Annotated in this window: 18 protein-coding genes; 14 read left to right on the top strand and 4 right to left on the bottom strand. The window is 71.4% G+C overall.

The features are described 5' to 3' along the window. The first annotated feature begins 143 nt into the window (after positions 1–143). The 9 genes from KSNIM_RS08305 (at position 144) to KSNIM_RS08265 (ending at position 12,734) form a co-directional block, all read left to right on the top strand. Positions 144–1,157, top strand: coding sequence for a LacI family DNA-binding transcriptional regulator (locus tag KSNIM_RS08305; protein WP_263102578.1), 1,014 nt, complete (start codon positions 144–146; stop codon positions 1,155–1,157). Positions 1,158–1,384: 227 nt separating this feature from the next. After that, entirely contained in the window at positions 1,385–2,056 is a 672-nt protein-coding gene (locus tag KSNIM_RS08300; protein WP_263102577.1) for a discoidin domain-containing protein, read from the top strand. A gap of 21 nt (positions 2,057–2,077) precedes the next feature. Further along, positions 2,078–6,370, top strand: a complete 4,293-nt coding sequence (locus tag KSNIM_RS08295) for a discoidin domain-containing protein (RefSeq protein ID WP_263102576.1) — start codon at positions 2,078–2,080, stop codon at positions 6,368–6,370. Positions 6,371–6,819: 449 nt separating this feature from the next. Beyond that, positions 6,820–8,217, top strand: a complete 1,398-nt coding sequence (locus KSNIM_RS08290; RefSeq protein ID WP_263102575.1) for an extracellular solute-binding protein — start codon at positions 6,820–6,822, stop codon at positions 8,215–8,217. 80 nt (positions 8,218–8,297) lie between these two features. Next, complete coding sequence (locus KSNIM_RS08285) at positions 8,298–9,242, top strand: carbohydrate ABC transporter permease (RefSeq protein WP_263102574.1); 945 nt, start codon at positions 8,298–8,300, stop codon at positions 9,240–9,242. Between the two features lie 15 nt (positions 9,243–9,257). Continuing rightward, entirely contained in the window at positions 9,258–10,142 is an 885-nt protein-coding gene (locus KSNIM_RS08280; RefSeq protein WP_263102573.1) for a carbohydrate ABC transporter permease, read from the top strand. 32 nt (positions 10,143–10,174) lie between these two features. Further along, entirely contained in the window at positions 10,175–11,788 is a 1,614-nt protein-coding gene (locus KSNIM_RS08275; protein WP_263102572.1) for a glycoside hydrolase family 13 protein, read from the top strand. A gap of 35 nt (positions 11,789–11,823) precedes the next feature. Beyond that, on the top strand, positions 11,824–12,186 hold the full coding sequence (locus tag KSNIM_RS08270) for a DUF1304 domain-containing protein (protein WP_263102571.1): 363 nt from the start codon (positions 11,824–11,826) through the stop codon (positions 12,184–12,186). Continuing rightward, on the top strand, positions 12,183–12,734 hold the full coding sequence (locus KSNIM_RS08265; RefSeq protein WP_263102570.1) for a TetR/AcrR family transcriptional regulator: 552 nt from the start codon (positions 12,183–12,185) through the stop codon (positions 12,732–12,734). Before KSNIM_RS08270 ends, KSNIM_RS08265 begins: the two co-directional genes overlap by 4 nt. Before the next feature lie 187 nt (positions 12,735–12,921). Here KSNIM_RS08265 and KSNIM_RS08260 read toward each other — a convergent pair whose 3' ends face one another. Both KSNIM_RS08260 and KSNIM_RS08255 read right to left on the bottom strand, forming a co-directional pair. Next, on the bottom strand, positions 12,922–13,458 hold the full coding sequence (locus KSNIM_RS08260) for a GNAT family N-acetyltransferase (protein ID WP_263102569.1): 537 nt from the start codon (positions 13,456–13,458) through the stop codon (positions 12,922–12,924). A gap of 25 nt (positions 13,459–13,483) precedes the next feature. After that, the gene (locus KSNIM_RS08255) at positions 13,484–14,536 is read right to left on the bottom strand and encodes a hypothetical protein (RefSeq protein WP_263102568.1); all 1,053 of its coding nucleotides are present in this window, start codon (positions 14,534–14,536) and stop codon (positions 13,484–13,486) included. 156 nt (positions 14,537–14,692) lie between these two features. On the opposite strand from KSNIM_RS08255, the gene metH reads away from it, so the two are divergent. The 3 genes from metH to KSNIM_RS08240 all read left to right on the top strand — a co-directional run bounded on the left by metH (position 14,693) and on the right by KSNIM_RS08240 (position 20,998). Continuing rightward, positions 14,693–18,211 carry a methionine synthase gene (metH, locus tag KSNIM_RS08250; RefSeq protein ID WP_263102567.1) on the top strand — a complete coding sequence of 1,173 codons (3,519 nt, stop codon included), beginning with the start codon at positions 14,693–14,695 and terminating at the stop codon, positions 18,209–18,211. Between the two features lie 160 nt (positions 18,212–18,371). Beyond that, on the top strand, positions 18,372–19,073 hold the full coding sequence (locus KSNIM_RS08245) for an HAD family hydrolase (RefSeq protein WP_263102566.1): 702 nt from the start codon (positions 18,372–18,374) through the stop codon (positions 19,071–19,073). Positions 19,074–19,393: 320 nt separating this feature from the next. After that, positions 19,394–20,998, top strand: a complete 1,605-nt coding sequence (locus KSNIM_RS08240; protein ID WP_263102565.1) for an ABC transporter substrate-binding protein — start codon at positions 19,394–19,396, stop codon at positions 20,996–20,998. A gap of 64 nt (positions 20,999–21,062) precedes the next feature. On the opposite strand, the gene KSNIM_RS08235 is transcribed toward KSNIM_RS08240, so the two are convergent. Next, positions 21,063–21,734 carry a response regulator gene (locus KSNIM_RS08235; RefSeq protein ID WP_263102564.1) on the bottom strand — a complete coding sequence of 224 codons (672 nt, stop codon included), beginning with the start codon at positions 21,732–21,734 and terminating at the stop codon, positions 21,063–21,065. Beyond that, positions 21,735–22,661, bottom strand: a complete 927-nt coding sequence (locus KSNIM_RS08230) for a RecB family exonuclease (RefSeq protein WP_263102563.1) — start codon at positions 22,659–22,661, stop codon at positions 21,735–21,737. 244 nt (positions 22,662–22,905) lie between these two features. Between KSNIM_RS08230 and KSNIM_RS08225 the strand changes: the two genes are divergently transcribed. Both KSNIM_RS08225 and KSNIM_RS08220 read left to right on the top strand, forming a co-directional pair. After that, positions 22,906–24,105, top strand: a complete 1,200-nt coding sequence (locus KSNIM_RS08225) for a site-2 protease family protein (protein ID WP_263102562.1) — start codon at positions 22,906–22,908, stop codon at positions 24,103–24,105. Between the two features lie 112 nt (positions 24,106–24,217). Beyond that, positions 24,218–25,180, top strand: coding sequence for a tRNA (adenine-N1)-methyltransferase (locus tag KSNIM_RS08220; protein WP_263102561.1), 963 nt, complete (start codon positions 24,218–24,220; stop codon positions 25,178–25,180). Positions 25,181–25,252 lie beyond the last annotated feature (72 nt).

Raw genomic sequence — 25,252 nt, 5'->3', positions numbered from 1 at the left:
CGGACCGTCGCCGGGTGGGCGGGACGGGTGGCGCCATGTGGCGGTCAGTCACGCATGGTAGTCATTCGTACGCGGAAAGCGAGCGTGGCAAGCTCTGCAAATTCACGCAAGCCGCTTGCGTCTTTTGCCGTACACTCGCAGCCATGACACGACGACTTGCCGAAGTGGCGAAGAAGGTCGGGGTGAGCGAGGCGACCGTCAGCCGGGTGCTGAACGAGAAGCCCGGCGTCTCCGAGGCGACCCGGGCCGCGGTGCTGACTGCGCTCGACGTGCTCGGCTACGAGCGCCCCACCCAGCTGCGCGGCGAGCGGGCCCGCCTGGTCGGCCTCGTCCTGCCGGAGCTGCAGAACCCGATCTTCCCCGCGTTCGCCGAGGTCGTCAGCGGTGCGCTGGCCGGCCAGGGCTTCACGCCGGTGCTCTGCACCCAGACCGCGGGCGGCGTCTCCGAGGCGGACTACGTGGACCTGCTGCTGGAGCAGCAGGTGTCCGGCATCGTGTTCTTCGGCGGCCTGTATGCCCAGGGCGACGCCCCGCACGAGCACTACGACCGGCTCGCCGACCGCAGCCTGCCGACCGTGTTGCTGAACGCCGCGATCGAGGACCTGGACTTCCCCCGGGTGTCCTGCGACGACGCGGTCGCCGTCGAGCAGGCCGTCGGCCACCTGCATCAGCTGGGCCACCGGAAGGTCGGCCTGGTGCTCGGCCCGGCGGACCACGTGCCCTCGCAGCGCAAGCTCGGCGCGGCCCGTGCGGCGCTGGCCAGGGCCGGTGTCGAGCTGCCGGACGCGCACGTGGAGCGGGCCCTGTTCAGCCTGGAGGGCGGGCAGGCGGCGACCACCCGGCTGCTGCGCCAGGGCGTCACCGGCGTGGTCTGCGCGAGCGACCCGCTGGCGCTCGGGGCCGTCCGCGCGGTGCGCCGGGCGGGCCTGTCGGTGCCTGACGACGTGTCGGTGATCGGATACGACGACTCCTCGTTCATGATGTGCACCGACCCGCCGCTGACCACGGTGCGCCAGCCCATCGAGGCGATGGGCCGGGCGGCCGTGGAGCTGCTGGTGGGCGAGATCGCCGGGGTGAAGGTGACCCACGACGAGCTGCTCTTCGAGCCGGAGCTGGTGGTCCGAGGGTCCACCGCCCCGGTGCGCCAGCGGGGTTGACGATCCCGGAGGAATCCCCGCAATCCACCCCCTGACGGTCCGTCGGACCAAGGGCGGGCACTTCGGTGCCCGCCCTTTTCGTGTGCCCGCATGCGGTGCGATCCGTTGACATGCCTGTAGCACCTCTGTAACTCTTGGCTGACATCGCGCAAAACTCAGACATATAAACGTCAGATTGGTGATTCCTCCTGTAGCTTCCCCCACGAAGGCAGGCCGACGGCGGCCGGATGCTCAAGGGGCGGCTGCCGCTCACGGCCCTCCGGCCCACCCCGCCCACCACCGGCACCACCACCCCGCCGCCGCCCACCGGCGACCTCGCACTGCGCCGGCCGACCACCGAGAGCAGCCACACCCAGGTCTACGGCAGCGACAACGCCGTCGACGGCGACCCGAACTCGTACGGGGAGAGCGCCAACAGCGCCTTCCCACAGTGGATCCAGGTCGACCTGGAGACGGTGCACCCCGTCCGGCGCCTGGTCCTCGCGGTGCCGCCCGCCTCGGCCTGGGGCGCCCGCACCCAGACCGTCGCGGTGCTCGGCTCCACCGGTGGCAGCGCCCTCACCACCCTGGCCGTCGCCGCCGGGTACCGCTTCGACCCGGCCGGCGGCAACACCACCACGCTCACGCTGCCCGCCGCCGTGCAGACCCGGTACCTCCGGCCGCAGTTCACCGGCGACACCGGCTGGCCGCCGGGCAGCTCTCCGCGCTGCAGGCCTTCGCCCAGTAGCGCCCGTCCGGTCGGAACACCGGCCCCGCGCAGCGGCGCGGGAGGACGGATCCACCACAGACCTCGGGCCGCCGCACACCCCGGCGGCCCGATCCGGGGCATGCCCCGGCGCACCCCCCGGGGGGTGCTCGCGCGGCGGAGCCGGGGGCCGCCACGCCGCGCACCGCAATGACATCCGAGACAGAGGGACGCAATGAGATCCAAGCGCACACTGCCGCGGCTCGGCGCCGCGACGGTCGCGACCGGACTGCTGCTGATGGTGATCGGGCCGGTCGTACCGGCCCACGCCGCCGGCGGTCCGAACCTCGCGGCCGGCAAGACCGTGACCGCCAGCAGCTCCACCGGTGTCCAGGTGGTGGGCAACGTCAACGACGGCAGCCAGGACACCTACTGGGAGTCGACCAACAACGCGCTGCCGCAGTGGGTCCAGGTCGATCTCGGCAGCCCCGCCGCCATCGACCAGGTGGTGCTGAAGCTGCCCGCGGGCTGGGGCTCCCGGGACGAGACGCTGACCCTGCTGGGCTCCACCGACGGGTCCACCTTCTCCACCATCCTGGGCTCCGCCGCCCAGTCCTTCGACCCGGGCGCCGGCAACACCGTCCGGCTCAACTTCGCCTCCACCACCACCCGCTTCGTGCGGGTGAGCGTCACCGCGAACACCGGCTGGCCGGCCGCCCAGATCTCCGAGCTGGAGGTGTACGGCTCGACCAGCGCCTCCGGCAACCTGGTGCGCTCGGTCAGCGCCGGCAGCTCCAACGCGCCGTACGCGGCGAACAATGCGGCCGACGGCAACACCGGCACCTACTGGGAGAGCGCCAACAACGCCTTCCCGCAGTGGTACCAGGCCGACCTCGGCTCCGCCGTGCCGGTCAACAAGCTGGTGCTGCGGCTGCCCTCCGGCTGGGAGGCCCGTAGCGAGACGCTGAAGGTCCAGGGCTCCACCGACGGCGCCAACTTCACCGACCTGGTCGCCTCCGCCGCGTACACCTTCAACCCGGCCACCGGGAACAGCGCGACGATCAACCTGAGCACGACCACCACCCGGTACGTGCGCCTCTCGTTCACCGCCAACAGCGCCTGGCCGGCGGCCCAGCTCTCCGAGTTCGAGGTGTACGGCCCGAGCACCGGTGACACCCAGGCGCCCGGTGCGCCCGGCAGCCTGGCGTACACCCAGCCCGGCTCCGGCCAGATCAGGCTGACCTGGACGGCCTCCACCGACAACGTCGGCGTCACCGGCTACGACGTCTACGCCAACGGCGAGTTGCTCACCAGCGTGGCCGGGAACGTGCTGACGTACACCGACAGCCGTCCGGACAGCGCCACCGTCTCGTACTACGTCAAGGCGAAGGACGCGGCCGGCAACCAGTCCGCAGCCAGCAACACCGTCACCCGCACCGGCCAGAGCGGCGACACCCAGGCGCCCAGCGCGCCCGGCGGTCTCGCCTACACCCAGCCCGGCTCCGGCCAGATCAGGCTGACCTGGACGGCCTCCACCGACAACGTCGGCGTCACCGGCTACGACGTCTACGCCAACGGCTCGCTGAAGGCCAGCGTCGGCAGCTCGGTGCTCACCTACACCGACAGCCAGCCGGACACCGCGACCGTCTCCTACTACGTCAAGGCCAAGGACGCGGCCGGCAACCAGTCCGACTCCAGCACCACGGTGATCCGCACCGGCCAGAGCGGCGGCAACGGCACCAACCTGGCGGCGGGCAAGCCGATCACGGCCAACTCCTCGATCTACACCTTCGTGGCGACCAACGCCAACGACAACGACGTCACCAGCTACTGGGAGGGCGCGGGCGGCAGCTACCCCAACACCCTCACCGTGGCGCTGGGTTCGAACGCCGACACCCAGCAGGTGGTGCTCAAGCTGAACCCGGCCTCCGTCTGGGGCGCCCGCACCCAGACCGTCGAAGTGCTCGGCCGCGAGCAGAACAGCTCGACCTTCAGCACGCTGGTCGCGGCGAAGCCGTACGCCTTCGACCCGGCCTCCGGCAACACGGTGACCATCCCGGTCACCGCCCGGGCCGCCGACGTCCAGCTGAAGATCACCAGCAACACCGGCTCCGGCGCCGGCCAGGTCGCCGAGTTCCAGGTGGTCGGTGTGCCGGCCCCCAACCCGGACCTGACCGTCACCGGCACCACCGTCTCCCCGGCCAGCCCGGTCGAGACCGATGCCCTGACCCTCGCCACCACGGTGAAGAACCAGGGCAACGCGGCCTCCGCCGCCACCTCGGTCACCCTGTACCTGGGCGCCACCAAGGTCGGCACCGCGCAGGTCGGCGCGCTCGCCCCCGGCGCCTCCAGCACCGTCAACGTGAGCGTCCCGGCGCAGAACGCGGGCAGCTACCAGCTCACCGCCAAGGTCGACGAGGCCAACGCCGTCATCGAGCAGGACGAGACCAACAACACCTGGACGGCGGCGAACGACCTGGTGGTCAACCAGGTCGCCAGCTCCGACCTGGTGGCCTCCCCGGTCTCCTGGTCACCCTCCAACCCGGCGGCCGGGAACGCGGTCGACTTCTCGGTGGCGATCAAGAACCAGGGCCCCTCGGCGGCCGCCTCAGGCGCGCACGGCATCACCCTGACCGTGCTCGACTCCCAGGGCAACGCGGTCAAGACGCTGACCGGCTCCTACAGCGGCGCGATCGCCCCCGGCGCCACCACCTCCCCGGTCTCGCTGGGCAGTTGGACGGCCGTCAACGGCAAGTACACGGTGAGGACCGTGATCGCCGCCGACAGCAACGAGCTGCCGGTCAAGCAGGCCAACAACACCAGCAGCCAGGGCCTCTACATCGGCCGTGGCGCCAACATGCCCTTCGACACCTACGAGGCCGAGGACGGCGTGCTGGGCGGCGGGGCCGCCGTGGTCGGCCCGAACCGCACCATCGGCGACCTGGCCGGCGAGGCCTCCGGCCGCAAGGCCGTGACACTCAACTCGACCGGCTCCTCGGTGGAGTTCACCACCAAGGCGGCCACCAACACGCTGGTGACGCGCTTCTCCATCCCGGACAGCGCGAGCGGTGACGGCACCAATGCCACGCTGAACGTCTACGTCGACGGCACCTTCCTGAAGGCGATCGACCTGACCTCGAAGTACGCCTGGCTGTACGGCAGCGAGACGGCGCCCGGCAACTCGCCCGGCTCCGGAAGCCAGCGGCACATCTACGACGAGGCCAACCTGCTGCTCGGCACCACGGTGCCGGCCGGGCACAAGATCAAGCTGCAGAAGGACTCGGCCAACTCCAGCCAGTACGCGATCGACTTCGTGAGCCTGGAACAGGCCACCCCGATCGCCAACCCGGACCCGGCGACGTACGTCGTCCCGGCCGGCTTCACCCACCAGGACGTGCAGAACGCCCTGGACAAGGTCCGGATGGACACCACCGGCACGTACGTCGGCGTCTACCTGCCCGCGGGCGACTACCAGACCGCCAACAAGTTCCAGGTCTACGGCAAGGTGGTCAAGGTCGTCGGCGCCGGCCCCTGGTTCACCCGGTTCTACGCACCGACCACCCAGAGCAACACCGACGTCGGCTTCCGCGCCGAGGCCACCGCGAACGGCTCGACCTTCTCGGGCTTCGCCTACTTCGGCAACTACACCTCCCGGATCGACGGCCCCGGCAAGGTGTTCGACTTCTCCAACGTCGCGAACATCACGATCGACAACATCTGGACCGAGCACATGGTCTGCATGTACTGGGGTGCCAACACCGACAGCATGCGGATCACCAACTCGCGGATCCGCGACACCTTCGCCGACGGCATCAACATGACCAACGGCTCCACCGACAACCTCGTCTCGAACAACGAGGCGCGGGCCACCGGTGACGACTCCTTCGCGCTGTTCTCCGCCGTCGACGCCGGCGGCGCCGACGAGAAGAACAACGTCTTCGAGAACCTCACCACCGTCCTGACCTGGCGCGCGGCAGGCATCGCGGTGTACGGCGGCTACGCCAACACCTTCCGCAACATCTACATCGCCGACACCCTCTGCTACTCCGCTGTCACCATCTCGTCGCTGGACTTCGGCTACCCGATGAACGGCTTCGGCGCCTCGCCCACGACGAACCTGCAGAACATGACGATCGTCCGGTCCGGTGGCCACTTCTGGGGCCAGCAGGTCTTCCCGGCGATCTGGGTCTTCTCGGCCTCCAAGGTCTTCCAGGGCATCCGCGTGAGCGACGTCGACATCGTCGCCCCGACCTACAGCGGCATCATGTTCCAGACCAAGTACACGGGCAGCCAGCCGGAGAACCCGGTGAAGGACACCGTCTTCACCAACATCTCGATCACCGGCGCCAAGAAGAGCGGCGACGCCTTCGACGCCAAGTCCGGCTACGGCATCTGGGCCAACGAGATGCCCGAGGCGGGCCAGGGCCCGGCGGTGGGTGAGGCGGTCTTCAACAACCTCACCATGAGCGGCAACGTCAAGGACATCCAGAACACCACGTCCACGTTCAAGATCACCGTCAACCCGTGACGATTGCGCAAACGCAGCAGGGCGGGCGCCTTTCGGCCCGCCCTGCTGCGGCGTTCCGTGCGGCCGCTTGCGGGCTCTGCAGGGCGCTTGCGCCGACGGCTGCGCAACCCGGCGTCACCAGGCCCGGCACGGGCTGCCGCGGCGCCGCACGAGGCCTTTCGGCAGGTGATGGGCAGGTCGCGGCGGCCGGGCGGCTAGCAGTGGAGCCACGCGAACCTGCACAGGCAGTGTCGTGTTTTTGCGAAATCTAGTCGACATCTTGTGGACATCTGTCGAGGCTGGTTAAGTGGTCGACACCGGCCGGCGCTGTTGCCAGACACAGCGACCGTGCCCCGGCCTCGCACGCTTCCCCGGCTCCCGGACGTCTTCCGGGGCCGTCCCCCACCGGAAATCCACGGGCACCCCCGCGACCGGGCGCAGCCCCCACGTGCTTGAAAGGGTCCATCCGCATGACCAGAGACCGGCTCCTCCGCAGAACCGTCGCCCTCGCCGCCGCCGCGGGCCTCGCCCTCACCGCGGCCGCCTGCTCCTCCGGCTCCGACGCCGGCAACTCCGGGGACTCCGGCAAGCCCGCGGCCGGTGCCTCGCTCGACCCGAACACCAAGGTCACCATCAGCATCGACTGCCAGCCGCCGACCACCAAGCCGGCCGAGCGCAAGCAGTGGGCCGAGGACGTCACGGCGTTCAACAAGCTCTACCCGAACGTCACGATCAACGCGAAGGACGCCTCCCCCTGCGAGGAGCCCGCCTCCTTCACCGCGCAGCTCAAGGGCAAGACCCAGCCGGACGTCTTCTACACGTACTTCACCGACCTGGAGCAGGTGCTCGACGCCGACCAGGCCGAGGACATCACCCAGTACGTCAACGAGCAGACGGTGCCCGCGCTCAAGGACATCGACCCGTCCGTCCTGAAGACCCTGACCTCGGAGGGCAAGCTCTACGGCCTGCCCACCACCAACTACAAGATGGGCCTGCTCTACAACCGCAAGCTCTTCAAGCAGGCCGGCCTCGACCCCGACAAGCCGCCGACGACCTGGGCCGAGATCCGGGAGGACGCCAAGAAGATCGCGGCGCTGGGCAACGGCGTCAACGGCTACGGCGACTACAGCGCCACCAACCAGGGCGGCTGGCACTTCACCGCCGAGCTCTACGGCCTCGGCGGCTCGATGACCACCGAGGACGGCAAGAAGGCCGCCTTCAACACGCCCGAGGGCAAGCAGGTCCTGCAGAACCTGTACGACATGCGCTGGACCGACAACACCATGGGCGCCACCCAGAGCCTCAAGTGGCCCGACCTGATGACCCAGATGTCGACGGACAAGCTCGGCATGTACGTCGGGGCGCCGGACGACATCACCTACATGGTGCAGACCCTCAAGGGCAACTACGAGGACTACGGCATGGGCCCGATGCCCGGCGGCAGGGGCGCCCTGCTCGGCGGCGCCGACTACATGTTCAAGAAGGGCTCCACCCCGGACCAGATCAAGGCCGGCATCGCCTGGGTCAACTTCAAGTGGCTGACCATGGGCAAGGGTCAGTTCGACTACGCCCGCACCAAGGCCGACGGTCTGCCGGTCGGCCTGCCGCAGCCCTTCCTGTTCGGCGGCTCCACCCTGGACGCCGACAACAAGGCCAAGGCCGCCAGTGCCACCGTCCCGGTGCAGAACTATGCGCCGTACCTGGCCACTTCGGTGCCCGGCAAGACCGAGCCCGCCAACGCCCAGCAGATCTACAAGGTCCTCGACGGCGCCGTCTCGGCCGTTCTGACCGACAAGAACGCCAACGTCGACAAGCTGCTCTCGGACGCCGAGAGCCAGGTCAACCAGGTGCTGGCCAACCTCCAGTGACGGCCGGTGGGGGCCGGCCGGCGGGCCGGCCCCCACGTACGCCCGAGCCACACCCTCCGACCGACCGGGAGTAAACCCCCATGGCAGCGATCAGCGTCTCCGCCCGCCGGAAGACCGAGCCACCGGCGCACGCCGACCCCTCGCAGGGCCGCGCCGCCCTCCGTCAGCGCTTCCGCAGGCACCTCACCGGCCACGGCTTCCTGCTCGGTGCCCTGCTGTGCTTCGCGTACTTCTCGTGGTACCCGATGGTCCGCGAAGTGATCATGAGCTTCCAGAAGACCAAGCGCGGGAAGACCACCTGGGTCGGCACGGAGAACCTGGACCGCATCTTCGCGGACCCGGACTTCTGGCACGCCTGGCGCAACACGCTGCTGTTCACCGTGCTCGCCCTGGTGCTCGGCTTCGCGGTGCCGTTCGTCGTCGCCGTCCTGCTGAACGAGCTCCGCCACGCCAAGGCCTACCTCCGGGTGCTGGTCTACCTGCCGGTGATGCTCCCGCCGGTCGCCTCGGTGCTGCTCTTCAAGTACTTCTACGACCCCGGCTACGGCCTGTTCAACGCGATCCTGAAGTCGCTCCACCTGCCGACCTCGGCCTGGCTCAACTCGCCCACCACGTCCATGCTCTCGGTCGTCATCGCGGCCACCTGGATGAACATGGGCGGCGCCACCCTGATCTACCTGGCGGCCCTGCAGGGCATCCCCGGAGAGCTCTACGAGGCCGCCGAGCTGGACGGCGCCGGCCTGCTGCGGCGGATCTGGCACGTGACGATCCCGCAGACCCGGCTGATCCTCTCGCTGCTCCTGCTGCTGCAGATCGTCGCCACCATGCAGGTCTTCGTCGAGCCCTACCTGCTGACCGGCGGAAACGGCCCGCGGAACTCGACGCTGACCGTCGTCAACCTCATCTACCAGTACGCCTTCAGCTTCAACAACTACGGCAGCGCCTCGGCGCTCGGCCTGGTCATGCTGCTCGTACTCGCCGGCTTCTCCGCGCTGTACGTGCGCCTGAGCCGCACCAACGACTAGGACGGGAGCCCCGCCATGGCAGACACCTCGACCCGTACCCTGATCTCCGAGACGCAGCTGAACCGCCCGCTGGGCAGGGCGGTCTACTGGACCGTGCTCGTCCTGGTGGTGACGGCCTTCACCCTGGTCTTCCTCGGCCCGCTGTACTGGCTGGTGACCGGCGGACTGAAGTCCACCCAGGAGGTCATCCAGAACCCGCCGACCTTCTTCCCGCAGCAGATCCACACCGACACGTACACCGAGGCGTGGTCCAAGCTCAACATGGGCCGGCTGCTGTTCAACACGCTGTACTACGCGTTCGGGGCGCTCGCCTTCCAGCTGGTCTTCGACGTGGCCGCGGCCTACGCGCTCTCCAAGCTGCGGCCCGTCCTCGGCAGCCTGATCCTCGGCATGATGCTGGCGACGCTGATGATCCCGTCCACCGTGCTGATCGTGCCGCAGTACCTCACCGTCCTGGACCTGCCGCTGCTGCACCTCAACCTGATCAACACCCCGTGGGCGATCTGGCTGCCCACCGTGGCGAACGCCTTCAACATCTTCCTGCTGAAGCGCTTCTTCGACTCGGTGCCGGAGGAGCTGATGGCCGCCGCCGCCATCGACGGCGCCTCGCCGCTGCGGGCGCTGTGGTCGATCGTGCTGCCGATGTCCCGGCCGATCCTCGGCGTGGTCTCCATCTTCGCGGTGGTGAACGTCTGGAAGGACTTCCTGTGGCCGCTGCTGGTCCAGCCGGACCCGAAGAACCAGCCGCTCAACATCGGCATCAATTCGCTGTCCGTCGGCGTGCCGCAGAACGTCGTGATCGCCGCCCTGGCCATCGCCTCGGTGCCGACCGTCGTGTTCTTCCTGATCTTCCAGCGCAACATCATGGCCGGCCTGACCTCGGGCGGGCTCAAGGGCTGACGGCCCGTCATTTCTCGAAAGGACTACCCACCGTGGTGCAGCAGCCCGACCGCCGGGACTGGTGGCGAGACGCGGCGATCTACCAGGTCTACCCCCGCAGCTTCGCCGACGGCAACGGCGACGGCACCGGTGACCTGGCGGGAATCCGCGCCCGGCTCCCGTACCTCGCCGAACTCGGCTTCGACGCCGTCTGGTTCAACCCCTGGTACCCGTCCCCGTTGAAGGACGGCGGCTACGACGTGGCCGACTACCGCGCCATCGACCCGGTCTTCGGCTCGCTGGAGGAGGCCGAGAAGCTCATCGCGGAGGCCCGTGACCTCGGCATCCGCACCGTCGTCGACATCGTGCCCAACCACGTGTCCGACCAGCACCCGTGGTTCCGTGCCGCGCTCGAGGCCGGCATCGGCAGCCCCGAGCGGGAGCTCTTCCACTTCACCGAGGGGCGCGGCGAGAAGGGCGAACTGCCGCCCAACGACTGGAAGTCGGAGTTCGGCGGCTGCCCGTGGACGCGGATCGAGGACGGGCAGTGGTACCTCCACCTGTTCGCCTCCGAGCAGCCCGACCTCAACTGGGCGCACCCGCTGGTCCGCCGGGAGCACGAGGAGATCCTGCGCTTCTGGTTCGACCGGGGCGCGGCCGGCGTGCGGATCGACTCGGCCGGCCTGCTGACCAAGGAGCCGGGCCTGCCCGACTTCGAACCCGGCGTCGACACGCACCCGTTCGTCGACCGCGACGACCTGCACGAGATCTACCGCTCCTGGCGGGCGATCGCGGACTCCTACGAGGAGCCGCGGGTGCTGATCGGCGAGATCTGGGTGCCGGACACCGAGCGGTTCGCCCGCTACCTGCGGCCGGACGAGCTGCACACCGCCTTCAACTTCGACTTCCTGGCCCGCCCGTGGTCGGCCGCCGAGCTGCGCGCCTCGATCGACGGCACGCTGGCCGCGCACGCCCCGGTCGGCGCCCCGGCCACCTGGGTGCTCGCCAACCACGACGTCACCCGGACGGTGACCCGGTACGGTCGCGAGGACACCCGCTTCCAGTTCGCCACCAAGCGCTTCGGCACCCCGACCGACCTGGACCTCGGCCTGCGCCGGGCGCGTGCCGCCGCGCTGCTCTCGCTGGCGCTGCCCGGCTCGCTCTACCTCTACCAGGGCGAGGAGCTCGGCCTGCCCGAGGTCGAGGACCTGCCGCTCGGCAGCCTGCAGGACCCGATGCACTTCCGCTCCGGCGGCACCGACCCCGGCCGCGACGGCTGCCGCGTCCCGATCCCGTGGTCCGGCACCCTGCCGCCGTACGGCTTCGCGCCCGACGGCGCCGAGCCGTGGCTGCCGCAGCCGGCCGGCTGGGGTGCGCTCACCGTGGCGGCGCAGACCGGTGACCCGGACTCGATGCTGGAGCTCTACCGCGCCGCGTTGCGGATCCGCCGCGAGCGGATCACCGGGGGCTTCGACTGGCTGCCCTCCGCCCCGGAGGTGCTGGCATTCCGGCGGGCCGACGGCTTCGGATGCCTGGTGAACCTCGGCGAGCAGCCGGTGCCGCTGCCCGGGGGCGCCCGCCCGGTGCTCTCCAGCGGACCCCTCACGGACGGCGGGCTGCCGTCCGACACCGCGGTGTGGCTGGAGTTCCCGGACACTCGTCTATGATTGCTGGACAGGTGTCCATGAAATCGGAGTGATCCATGCATACGGCGGCGAACGTCCTGGTCGGCCTGGTGGCCGCACTGCACGCGTACATCCTGGTGCTGGAGATGTTCCTCTGGGAGCGCTCCCCGGGCCGGAGCCTCTCCGGCTTCGACGCAGGCATGGCCAGGGCGACCGCGCCGCTCGCCGCCAACCAGGGCCTCTACAACGGATTTCTGGCGGCCGGCCTGCTCTGGGGCCTGATCGCCGCCGACCCCGTCGGCCACGACGCCCAGGTCTTCTTCCTGAGCTGCGTCGTGGTAGCCGGCCTGTACGGCGGGGCCACCGCGAACCGGCGGATCCTGGTCGCCCAGGCACTGCCCGGCGCGGTCGCCCTCGCCGCCGTGCTGGCCACCGGATGAACGACCCCCGCGCCGAGCGCACCAGGGCCGCCCTGCGCGGCGCCCTGCTCGCCGAATGCGGCGAGCGGCCGCTCTCGGAGGTGAGCGTCTCGGCCGTGGTCCGCCGCGCGGGCCTCGGCCGGGCCACCTTCTACCTGCACTACGAGGACCTGCGAGCGCTGGCCGTCGACGCCTGCGGGGAGGTGGTCGAGGCGGCGGTCGACGCCCTGCACGACTGGCGCGGCCCGGTCGACCCGGCGGCGCCGCCCGCCGCACTCACCGCCTTCCTGGCGGACGCCGCCGGGCGCGCCGCCCTCTACCGCGGCCTGCTCGACCCGGGTGGCGGCGGCCCGCTCGGCGACCTCATGCACCGACGGCTGCGCGAGCGCAGCCGCACCGAACGCGAACGGGCCGGTGCCCCGCACGCGGACACGGTGGCCTCCGCGGTCGCCGCGGCCTTCACCGGCCTGCTCGCCGACTGGCTGCACGGCCTGATCGCCGCCGACCCGCCCACCTTCGCCGGCCGGGTCTGGCGGCTGCTGATCGCCCTGCACCGCACTCCGCTGTGACGCCCCGGGGGCGCGTGGGGGCACCTCCCGGCCGAGGGCCGGGGGAGAACTGCGCGGTTCGGGACGGGTGCACTGCGCGAACTCGGGGCGAGCCCTGAACCGTACGGCTCGCCACCCGGGACTGCGCAGTGCCCGCGGCCCTGGTGCACCGCGGCTCAGTGCGCCGGTGCCGGGGGAGTTGTGGCGGCTACGGCAGGTTGCGGGCCCAGATCCAGTCCGGGCCGTCCTCGCCGATCTCGTCGAGGTGCCCGGCACGGGTCAGCCCGGCCTTCACGGCGACCCGCTGCGAGGCCAGGTTGTCGGGGCGTATCCGGGCGATCAGCGGCAGCCGTGGCAGCTCCCGGCCGGCCCAGGCGACGACGGCGGAGGCCGCCTCACTGGCCACGCCCCGGCCCCAGCAGGAGGGGTCGAAGCGGTAGAAGAGGTTGAGCCCGCGCATCCCGCCCAGCACCGTCGGCTTCACCCCGCAGAAGCCGAGCGGCTGCTCCGCGCCGCGGTCGCGCACCACCCAGTAGCCGTAGCCGCTGCGCTGCCACCGCTCGTCCCAGCGGCGGTACAGCCACTCGGCCTCGGCCCGGGTGCGCAGCGCGTCCGAGGGGTTGTGCCGGCAGGTCCGCGGGTCCCGGTGGACGGCCAGGATCACTGCCACGTCCGCGGGGACCGGCCGCCGCAGGACGAGGTGATCCGTCGTCAGTTCCGTTGCGTCCAGTGCCGGTTCGGTCATGGCCGCAGCCTAGCCCGGCAGGCGCTCAGCGGCACCAGCCGTTGCGGTAGGCGTTCCAGTCGGCGGGGGTGGCGGTGAAGTCGACGTACAGCGCCAGGCCGAAGGACTGCCGGCCGCTGCGACCCAGGCCGAGCCGGGCGCCGCGGACGGCCGCCGCGACGGTCTCCGCGGAGCCGTGGTGGCCGAAGCCGTCCGCCCAGTAGGCGGGCAGGCCCATCAGCAGGTCCACGGAGTCCGGGGTCGCGGCCAGCGCCAGCTCGGTCTGCCGGGCGACGTAGCCGCCGTACAGCGACTCCAGCGGCATCCCGGTGTCGTAGCTCATCACCGCGATCTGGTCGACCCGGCGGGCGACGTCGGCGAAGTACTCCTTCGACCACCACTTGCCGTGGTCGGCGACCGCGAGCCCGGCGCGGTGCAGGCCGGGGACGGGGTCGATCTGCGGGGCGGAGACGGAGAGCGGCACCGCGGAGGCCGCGGTGAGCGGCCGGACCTGGTCGAGCAGGGCGAGGAAGCCGGCCGACCCGGAGCGGACGGGTTCGAGGTCGAAGTGCACGCCCTCGAAGCCGAGAGCCAGGGTCTGCACCGTGGCGACGGTGATCCGGGTCCGGACCTCGGGCCGGTCCAGGTGCAGGCCGTCCTTCTCCGGGGCGACCACGTCGCCGAGCCAGGCCTGCACCCGCAGGCCGGGCAGCCGGCGGTGGACGCCGTCCAGGAACCAGCGGGCCTGCGGCGCGAGCGCGGGGTCGAGCGAGCCGTCGTGCGCGAGCGGCCCGGTGTGCACGTACAGGTCGCGGATGCCGGTGCCGGCAAGGCGGGCGGAGAGGGAGGTGAGGTCGGCGTCGGTGCGCCGGCCGTCGACCCAGGCGTGGCCCAGCCAGAGGGCGTCACGGCCCCTGGTCCTGGCCTCGAGAGACGGTTCGCCCACGTACTGCAGTCGGAGGGCGGCCGCGGCGGCGCCCACCGGAAGGAGTAGCAGGCCGAGGGCGGCGGCGAGCGCGACGACGAGCCGCCGGCGCCTGCCCCGCCGGGGCCGCAGCCTCCGCAGCCACGCCGTCGGCGCGGTGATCCTCCGTGGCACCCGGCCCCTCCCGTCCCGTCCGTTCAGGTGGACAGGACGCCCAGGATGCGGAACGGGTTCCGTCGCCGGGCAGGTGTCCGGATACCCTGACGGCGTGCCTCCCCGTTCACGGAGGGGACGCATAGCCGACAGCCGTCGCACCCAGGGAGTCGCCCCATGGCCACCGCCGTCCCCTCGTCCGCCGCAGCCGCCGCTCACCAGGAGCGCGCGAACGCCCTCCGCGAAGCCCTCGCCACCCGTGTCGTGGTGGCCGACGGCGCGATGGGCACGATGCTGCAGGCGCAGGACCCGACCCTGGAGGACTTCCAGCAGTTGGAGGGCTGCAACGAGATCCTCAACGTCACCCGCCCGGACATCGTGCGTTCCGTCCACGACGCGTACTTCGCCGTCGGCGTGGACTGCGTGGAGACCAACACCTTCGGTGCCAACCACGCGGCGCTCGGCGAGTACGAGATCGCCGACCGCATCGTCGAGCTGTCCGAGGCCGGTGCGAGGATCGCCCGCGAGGCAGCCGACGAGTTCACCGCCCGCGACGGCCGGACCCGCTGGGTGCTCGGCTCGATCGGCCCCGGCACCAAGCTGCCGACGCTGGGCCACACCACCTTCGCGGTGATCCGCGAGGGCTTCCGGCTGAACGCGGCAGGCCTGATCGCCGGCGGCGCGGACGCCCTGCTGATCGAGACCAGCCAGGACCTGCTGCAGACCAAGGCCTCCGTGCTGGGCGTGAAGCAGGCGCTCGCCGAGGCCGGTCTGGACCTGCCGGTGCTGGCCCAGGTGACCGTGGAGACCACCGGCACCATGCTGCTCGGCTCGGAGATCGGCGCGGCGCTGACCGCCCTGGAGCCGCTGGGCATCGACTACATCGGCATGAACTGCGCCACCGGCCCCGCCGAGATGAGCGAGCACCTGCGCTACCTGGCGAAGAACGCCAAGGTGGGCCTGTCCTGCATGCCCAACGCCGGCCTGCCCGTCCTCGGCAAGGACGGCGCGCACTACCCGCTGAGCCCGGAGGAGCTCGCGGACGCCCACGAGACCTTCGTCCGCGAGTACGGGCTGTCGCTGGTCGGCGGCTGCTGCGGCACCACGCCCGAGCACCTGCGGCACGTGGTGGAGCGCGTCCAGGGCCGCCCGGTGGTGGCCCGCGACCCGAAGCCGGAGGCGGCCGCCGCCTCGCTCTACCAGTCGGTGCCCTTCCGGCAGGACCTCTCCTACCTGGCGATCGGCGAGCGCACCAACGCCAACGGTTCCAAGAAGTTCCGCGAGGCGATGCTGGCCGAGGACTGGCAGGCCTGCGTGGAGATCGCCCGCGACCAGATCCGGGACGGCTCGCACCTGCTCGACCTGTGCGTCGACTACGTCGGCCGGGACGGCGTCGCCGACATGCGGGAGGTCGCCACCCGGCTGGCGACCGCCTCCACCCTGCCGCTGGTGCTGGACTCCACCGAGCCGGAGGTGCTGCGGGCCGGTCTGGAGGCGCTCGGCGGCCGCGCGGTGCTCAACTCGGTCAACTACGAGGACGGCGACGGTCCTGAGACCCGCTTCGGCCGGATCGCCTCGCTCGCCCGCGAGCACGGCGCCGGCCTGATCGCGCTGACCATCGACGAGGAGGGCCAGGCCCGCACCGCCGACAAGAAGGTGGCCATCGCCGAGCGGCTGATCGAGCAGCTCACCGGCGACTACGGCATCGACGAGTCGTCGATCCTGGTCGACTGCCTCACCTTCACCCTGGGCACCGGCCAGGAGGAGTCCCGCCGGGACGGCATCGAGACCGTCGAGGCGATCCGCGAGCTGAAGCGGCGGCGCCCGCAGGTGCAGACCACGCTCGGCCTGTCGAACATCTCCTTCGGCCTCTCGCCCGCGGCCCGCGTGGTGCTGAACTCGGTCTTCCTGCACGAGTGCGTGGAGGCCGGCCTGGACTCGGCGATCGTGCACGCCTCCAAGATCCTTCCGATCGCGCGGATCCCCGAGGAGCAGCGCGAGGTCGCGCTCGACCTGGTGTACGACCGCCGCAGGGACGGCTACGACCCGCTGCAGCGCCTGCTGGAGCTGTTCGAGGGCGTCTCCTCGGCCTCGGTGAGGGCCTCGAAGGCTGAGGAGCTGGCGGCGCTCCCGCTGGAGGAGCGCCTGCAGCGGCGGATCGTCGACGGCGAGCGGAACGGCCTGGAGGCCGACCTGGACGAGGCCCTGACGGCCCGTCCGGCACTGGAGATCATCAACGACACGCTGCTGGCCGGCATGAAGGTGGTCGGCGAGCTGTTCGGCTCCGGGCAGATGCAGCTGCCGTTCGTGCTGCAGTCGGCCGAGGTGATGAAGTCCGCGGTGGCGCACCTGGAGCCGCACATGGAGAAGTCCGACTCGGAGGGCAAGGGCACCATCGTGCTCGCCACCGTGAAGGGCGACGTCCACGACATCGGCAAGAACCTGGTCGACATTATCCTGTCCAACAACGGCTACAACGTCGTCAACCTCGGCATCAAGCAGCCGGTCTCGGCGATCCTGGAGGCGGCGCAGGAACACCGGGCGGACGTCATCGGCATGTCCGGCCTGCTGGTCAAGTCCACGGTGATCATGAAGGAGAACCTGGAGGAGCTGAACCAGCGGGGACTCGCCGCCGACTTCCCGGTGATCCTCGGCGGCGCCGCCCTCACCCGGGCCTACGTCGAGCAGGACCTGCACGAGATCTACCAGGGCGAGGTCCGCTACGCCCGGGACGCCTTCGAGGGCCTCAAGCTGATGGACGCGCTGGTCGCGGTCAAGCGCGGCGTGCCCGGTGCGGCCCTGCCCGAGCTGCGGCAGCGCCGGCACGCGCGGGTCGAGGTGGAGGAGGTCGAGGAGGTCAACCTCGGCCAGGTCCGCTCCGACGTGGCCGTCGACAACCGGGTGCCGGTCCCGCCGTTCTGGGGCGACCGGATCGTCAAGGGCATCCCGTTCGCCGACTACGCCTCCTGGCTGGACGAGGACGCGCTGTTCAAGGGCCAGTGGGGCCTGAAGGCCTCGCGCTCCGGAGACGGCCCCTCGTACGAGGAGCTGGTGGAGACCGAGGGCCGGCCGCGGCTGCGGATGTGGCTGGACCGGCTGCAGACCGAGGGCTGGCTGGAGCCCGCGGTGATCTACGGCTACTTCCCGGCCAACTCCAAGGGCGACGACCTGATCGTCTACAACGAGGACGGCTCCGAGCGGACCCGGTTCACCTTCCCGCGCCAGCGCCGCGGCCGCCGGCTCTGCCTGGCCGACTTCTTCCGCCCGGAGGACTCCGGCGAGCGGGACGTGGTGGCGCTGCAGGTGGTCACCATGGGCAACCGGGTCTCCGAGGCCGCGAACGAGCTGTTCGCCGCCAACGCGTACCGCGACTACCTGGAGCTGCACGGCCTGTCGGTGCAGCTGGCCGAGGCGCTCGCCGAGTTCTGGCACGCCCGGGTCCGCTTCGAGCTGGGCTTCGGCGACGAGGACCCGCAGGACGTCCGCGACATGTTCGCCCTGAAGTACCGCGGCGCCCGCTTCTCGCTGGGCTACGGCGCCTGCCCGGAGCTGGAGGACCGCGCCAAGATCGCCGAGCTGCTGAAGCCCGAGCGGATCGGCGTGGTGCTCTCCGAGGAGTTCCAGCTGCACCCCGAGCAGTCCACCGACGCCATCGTCATCCACCACCCCGAGGCGAAGTACTTCAACGCCAGGTAATCCGTCCGCTGCGTTCCGTTCGGCACATTTCCGGTCGACGGGCGTATCCTGAATGATCCTGAACGGGCCGGTCCGCTCACCAGCGGGCCGGCCTGTGCCATCCCCGGCCCCGTCCGGCCACCCGTGCGGACGGGACCCCACCCGGCGAAGGGACCTTGCCATGACGACCATCTCGACCCTCACCGAGAGCCTCGGCGGAACCGGCGGCGGCCTGCAGGCCGTGCTGCTCGACATGGACGGCACGCTCGTCGACACCGAGGACTTCTGGTGGCAGGCCGAGGCGTCGCTCTTCGCCGAGTTCGGGCACGCCCTCGACGAGGCCGACCGCGCCCACGTCGTCGGCGGTCCGATGACCCGGGTCATCGACTACCTGCTCGCCCGCACGGCCGTGCCGCTCAGCTCGGCCGAGCTGACCGTGCTGATCAACCAGCGCTTCGTCGACCTGCTGGCCGGTGGCGTGCCGCTGATGCCCGGCGCCGAACGGCTGCTCAACACCCTGGCCGCACACGGCATCCCCGCCGCCCTGGTGTCCGCCTCGCACCGGCACGTCATCGACATCGTGCTGCGCAGCCTCGGCGCCCACCACTTCGCCTTCTCGGTGGCCGGCGACGAGGTGCCCCGGACGAAGCCGCACCCCGACCCGTACCTCACCGCCGCCGCCCGGCTCGGTGCCGACCCGGCCCGCTGCGTGGTCATCGAGGACGCCCCGACCGGGGTGCTCGCTGCCGAAGCGGCCGGCTGCCCGGTCATCGCGGTGCCCTCCGTCGCCGCCATCGAGCCCGGCCCCGGCCGCACCGTCCTCGGCTCGCTGGAGCAGGTCGACCTGGAGCTGCTGCACGCGCTCACCACGGCCAGAGTGTGAGATCGATCTCTTTCCCGAGGGGTGCCGCTCTCTGGCTGCGGCGCCGTGGCGACGGACCGTACTGGGCCTGACGGTCAAATCGGACATTGGCCTACAGATCGCCGGACTGCGGGGCCCGGCGGTCCCGGCCGGCCCCCGGCCCTCGCGCACGCGTGCGAGGCGGTACGTGGTCGATATGGCACGCTACTTCCGGTCATTCCCCGAATAAGGGGACCCACGGACCGTCGCAGCCGCGCCCGCCACCCTGGTCACGGCCCGTGACGGCACCCTACCGGCGCCTCCCCACAAGCCCGGCCGCACGGAGAAGGAATCCATCCCGCATGTCTTCAGCCCACCGCCTGGCCGTGCTCGGCTGCGCCGTCGTGGTCGCCTCCTCGGCCGCCGGCTGCGCCTCCGCGACCAAGGCCGTCACCGGCAAGGACTCGCCGTCCACGATCACCATGGGCACCACCAACGTGACCAGCGTGCTCGACCCGGCCGGTGCCTACGACGCCGGTTCCTGGCTGGTGCTGAACAACACCTTCCAGTCGCTGCTGAGCTTCCCGCCCGGCGCGACCGTGCCGCAGCCGGACGCCGCGCAGTCCTGCGGCTTCACCGGCGGTGACGCGATCACCTACGCGTGCACCCTGCGCAGCGGGCTGAAGTTCTCCAACGGCCACTCGCTGACCAGCGAGGACGTCGTCTTCTCGGTCCAGCGCATGCTGAAGATCAACGACCCGAGCGGCCCCTCCTCGCTGCTCTCCAGCCTCAAGTCCGTGGAGGCCAAGGGCCAGGACAAGGTGGTCTTCCACCTCAAGGCCCCGGACGCGGTGCTCCCGGCGAAGCTCGCCTCGATGGCCGGCGCGATCGTCGACCACCAGGTCTTCCCGGCCGACGCCCTGCTCGCCAACGACAAGCTGGTCGGCTCCGGCCCGTACAAGATCGACTCGATCGCCCCGATCGAGGGCGGCGAGAACCCAGGCAAGATCGCCCTCTCCGCCAACAGCGAGTACAAGGGCGACAACAAGCCGACCACCGGCAAGTTCGCGCTGCGCTACTTCAACGCGCCGGACGAGCTGAAGTCCGCGCTGGAGAGCGGCGAGGTCGACCTCGCCGACAACAGCCTGCAGCCCGCCGCCGGCGCCAAGATCAAGAGCGACCAGATGGCCGGCAAGGGCGACCTCAAGGTCGCCGAGGGCGAGAGCGCGGAGACCCGCTACCTGGTCCTCAACACCAAGGACGCCGTCACCGGCAACCCGGCCGTCCGCCAGGCGATCGCCCAGCTGATCGACCGCAAGGCGCTCTCCCGCACGGTGTACGCCAACACCGTCCAGCCGCTGTACTCGCTGGTGCCGGCCGGCATCACCGGGCACAACACCTCCTTCGCGGACCGCTACGGCGACCCGAGCGTCGACAAGGCGAAGAAGATCCTCTCCAACGCGAAGGTCTCCACCCCGGTCAAGATCACCCTCACCTGGTCGCGCGCCCGGGCCGGCGCCGCCGAGATGGAGCAGATCAAGAAGGACCTGGAGAACGGCGGCGTCTTCCAGGTCGACATCAAGCAGGAGCCCGACTGGAAGAAGTACCAGGCGGGCTGGAAGGCCGGCAGCTACCAGGCCTACACCGTCGGCTGGACCCCGGACTACGCCGACCCGGACAACTTCGTCAGCCCGATCGTGGTCGACGGCGGTGCCTTCCACAACGGCTGGGACGACCCGCGGATCAGCGGCAAGCTGGTGCCCGCCAGCATCAAGCTGACCGACCGCTCCGCCGGCGGCGGCTACGCCCAGATCCAGAACATCGTCGCCGAGGGCGTCCCGGTGATCCCGCTGTTCCAGGCGAAGTCCTTCTACGCCTCGCGCAACGACATCACCGGCGTCGACGGCACCGTCGACACCACCGGCATCTTCCGCTTCTGGGAGATCGGCCGCAACGGCACCAAGTGACCGAACGGCGACGGCCCGCCCCCTCCGCACCGGAGGAGGCGGGCCGTCGCCGTACCCGGTCGGCTCACATCGAGCCGGGACGCACCAGACCCGACTCGTAGGCGTACACCGCGGCCTGCACCCGGTCGCGCAGCTGCAGCTTCGTCAGCACGTGCCCGACGTGCGTCTTCACCGTCGTCTCGCTGACGAACAGCTCGCCGGCGATCTCCGCGTTCGACAGGCCGCGGGCGACCAGCCGCAGCACCTCCACCTCCCGCTCGGTCAGCGCGCCCAGCGCCTGCGGCGGTGCCTCCTCACCGGAGGGCAGCTTGGTGGCGTACATGTCCAGCAGCCGGCGGGTCACCGACGGCGCCAGCATCGCCGCGCCGTCCGCCACCACCCGGATCGCCTGTACCAGCTCCTCGGCCGGCACGTCCTTCAGCAGGAAGCCGCTGGCCCCCGCACGCAGCGCCTCGACCACGTACTCGTCCAGGTCGAACGTGGTCAGTACCAGCACCTTGGCCGGGCCGTCCCGCCCGGGACCGGCGATCCGCCGGGTCGCCTCCACCCCGTCCATCCGCGGCATCCGGATGTCCATCAGGACCACGTCCGGCTGCAGCGCCCGGACCTGCTCCAGCGCCTGCTGGCCGTCCCCGGCCTCCCCGACCACCACCAGGTCGGACTCGGCCTCCAGGATCATCCGGAAGCCGGTGCGCAGCAGCGGCTGGTCGTCGACCAGCAGCACTCGGATCGTCACCTACGACTCCTTGCTCACCATGAGATCCCCCGTGGGATCGTCGTCGGTCGTTCTCTGCACCGGCACCGGCACCGGCACCGGCACCTGCACCGGCAGCGGGTACGGCGGGGGAGTGCCCCCGAACTCGGGGCACCGCGCCTTGTGGTCGCACCAGTCGCACAGCCGGTTGCGGGTGGCCGGGAAGTCGCCCGTCGCCACCGCCCGCGAGATCGTCTCCCACAGCGCCCGGAGCTTGCGCTCCACCGACAGCAGGTCCGCCTCGTCCGGGTCGTACGTGACCACGTCCCCGCCGCCGCCCAGGTACACCAGCTGCAGCCGCCGCGGGACGACGCCCTTCCAGCGCCACACCACCAGGGCGTAGAACTTCATCTGGAACATCGCCTTGCCCTCGAAGTCCCGCGAGGGCGCCCGCCCGGTCTTGTAGTCGACCAGCCGCACCTCGCCGGTCGGCGCGACGTCCACCCGGTCGATGTAGCCGCGCAGCAGCACGCCCGGCTCCAGCGGTGTCTCCACGTACAGCTCGCGCTCCACCGGGTGCAGCCGCGTCGGGTCCTCCAGCCCGAACCAGCGGTCCACCAGCTTCTCCGCGTCGCCCAGCCAGCCGGCCAGCGCCGAACCGTCCTCGTCACCCGGGAACAACTGCGCCAGCTCCGGCCGCTCGCCCAGCATCCGCTCCCACTGCGGGCGCAGCAGCGAACGCGCCAGCTCCGCCGTCCGCTCGCCCGGCGGGTGGTCGAAGAGCCGCTCCAGCACGGCGTGCACCACCGTGCCGCGGGTGGCGGCCGCGCTCGGCGGCTCCGGCAGCCGGTCGATCACCCGCAGCCGGTACAGCAGCGGGCAGGTCATGAAGTCGCCGGCGCGCGACGGCGAAAGGCCCGTCGGCGCGGCGGCCGGCCGGGCCGGCGGCACGGTGTCGGTCTGGTGCATGCCCCCGACCCTATTGCCCTTCGCTCACATCCCGCTGCCGCCCGGCTGACACGGCAGCGCTGGAGCGGCCGCATCCGGGGTATCACCGAGGTGCGGGCAGCACCGGACCGGCGCCGCGGGCGCGGCGCGAGGGGCGCGCGCGGCATCCGGACGGAGATCACGTAGCGTGGGCGCGACGGTGCGGGCCGCGGCAGCCGTGGCAGCACGGCGCGCCGGCGGGGACGACGAGAGCGAAGGGGACGCGGTGAGCGACACCAGGGGGCAGCGGACCTCCGACCAGCCGTCCGCGGGCCGGCCCGAGCGGCCGGAACCGCGCGGCGGCATCCTGATGGGCCGCCCCTTCGGCGTCCCGGTGTACGTCACGCCCTCCTGGTTCGTCATCGCCGCCCTGATCACCTGGGTCTTCGGCGGCCGGCTCAGCGAGGTGCTGCCCGACCTCGGTGCCACCCGCTACCTCGTCTCCTTCTCCTTCGCCGTCGCCTTCTACGCCTCCGTGCTGGTGCACGAACTCGCGCACACCGTGGTCGCCCTCCGCTACCGGCTCTCGGTGCGGCGCATCCAGCTGCAGTTCTTCGGCGGCGTCTCGGAGATCGAGAAGGAGGCCGAGACACCGGCCCGCGAGTTCTGGCTGGCCTTCGTCGGCCCGCTGCTCTCGCTCGTCCTCGGCGGCGGCTTCTACCTCGCCCTCACCGCCGTCGACACCGACACGGTGCCCGGCGTCCTGCTCGCCGGCCTCATGGTCAGCAACCTCGTCGTCGCCGCCTTCAACCTGCTGCCCGGCCTGCCGCTGGACGGCGGCCGGATGCTGCGCGCCGTCGTCTGGGGCATCACCGGCCGACCGATGGCCGGCACCGTCGCCGCCGCCTGGGTCGGCCGCGGCCTCGCGCTGCTGGTCCTCTTCGGCCTCCCGCTGTACAGCGCCTCCCGCGACCCCCAGCAGTCCACCACCGACAGCCTGATCGACGGCGTCCTCGCCGCCGTCCTCGCCGTGATCATCTGGAACGGGGCGAGCGGCGCCGTCCGCAACGCCCGGCTCCGCGAGGCGCTGCCCCGGCTCGCCCTGCGGGACCTCGCCCGCCGCTTCGTCGACGTCACCGCCGACACCCCGCTCGGCGAGGCGCTGCGGCGCGCCCGCGAGGCGCAGGCCGGCGCGATCGTCGTCGTCGACGGCCGCGGCGAGCCCACCGCCCTGGTCACCGAGACCGCCGTCGGCAAGGTGCCCGAGCACCGCCGCCCCTGGGTCGCGGTCGGCGCCCTGGCCCGCGACCTCGAACCCGGCATGCGGCTCGACCTCGACCTCACCGGCGAACAGCTGCTGGCCGCCATGCGGCGGGTCCCCGCCACCGAGTACCTGATCGTCCGCCCCGACGGCAGCCCGTACGGCGTGCTGGCCCTCGCCGACCTCGAGCGCAGACTCGCCCGCGAGGTCGGCGGCCGCGTCTAGGCCGAGGCACACGGGAGGTGCCCTCCCCGGCCCCCCTGATCGGTCACCGCGATCCCTGGGGGGCGACCCCGGCTGGTCGGGGGAGGTCCGGCGTTCCCTTAGGATTGTCGGCATGTCCGAACCGACCGGTGCCACCCGCCGACGCGGGCCCTTCCAGGTCGGGGACCAGGTCCAGCTGACCGACCCCAAGGGCCGCCACTACACGTTCACGCTCCAGGCCGGGAACCAGTTCCACACCCACAAGGGTGCGTTCCCGCACGACGAGCTGATCGGCGCCCCCGAGGGCACGGTCGTACGCACGACGGGCAACGTCCCGTACCTCGCGCTGCGCCCCCTGCTCCCCGACTACGTCCTGTCCATGCCCCGCGGCGCGGCGGTGATCTACCCCAAGGACGCGGGTCAGATCCTGGCGATGGCCGACATCTTCGCGGGCGCCCGCGTCGTCGAGGCCGGCGTCGGCTCCGGCGCGCTCTCCACCTACCTGCTGCGCGCCGTCGGCGACACCGGCATGCTCGCCTCCTACGAGCGCCGCGAGGACTTCGCCGAGATCGCCCGCGGCAACGTGGAGCGCTACTTCGGCGGCCCGCACCCGGCGTGGAAGCTCACCGTCGGCGACCTCCAGGACAACCTGGTCGAGACCGACGTCGACCGCGTCATCCTGGACATGCTCGCCCCCTGGGAGTGCCTGGACGTCGCCTCCAAGGCGCTCGTCCCCGGCGGCCTCATCTGCTGTTACGTGGCCACCACCACCCAGATGTCGAAGACCGTCGAGGCGCTGCGCGAGCACGGCACCTTCACCGAGCCGCAGGCCTGGGAGACCATGGTCCGCACCTGGCACCTGGAGGGCCTGGCCGTCCGCCCGGACCACCGGATGATCGGCCACACCGGCTTCCTGCTCACCGCCCGGCGGCTCGCCGACGGCGTCGAGCCGCCGCTGCGCCGTCGCCGGCCGGCCAAGGGCGCCTACGGCGAGGACTACGACAACGGCACCCCGGAGCCCTCGCTCGCCGAGCGGGCCGCGGCCCGCCGGTCCGCCCGCGAGTCGGCCGCCGCCGAGGGCGTCGACCTGCCCTGACATCGTGACCGGCCACCCGCCGAGGGGCGGCGCGACGGAGGAGTTCCTCCGGCGTGCCGCCCCTCGCGGCGT

Origin of the sequence: Kitasatospora sp. DSM 101779, assembly GCF_025655475.1 — a bacterium.
Classification (GTDB): Bacteria; Actinomycetota; Actinomycetes; order Streptomycetales; family Streptomycetaceae; genus Kitasatospora.
Note: the sequence above shows the minus strand (reverse complement) of the source record. Positions and strands in the feature narration are given on the sequence as shown.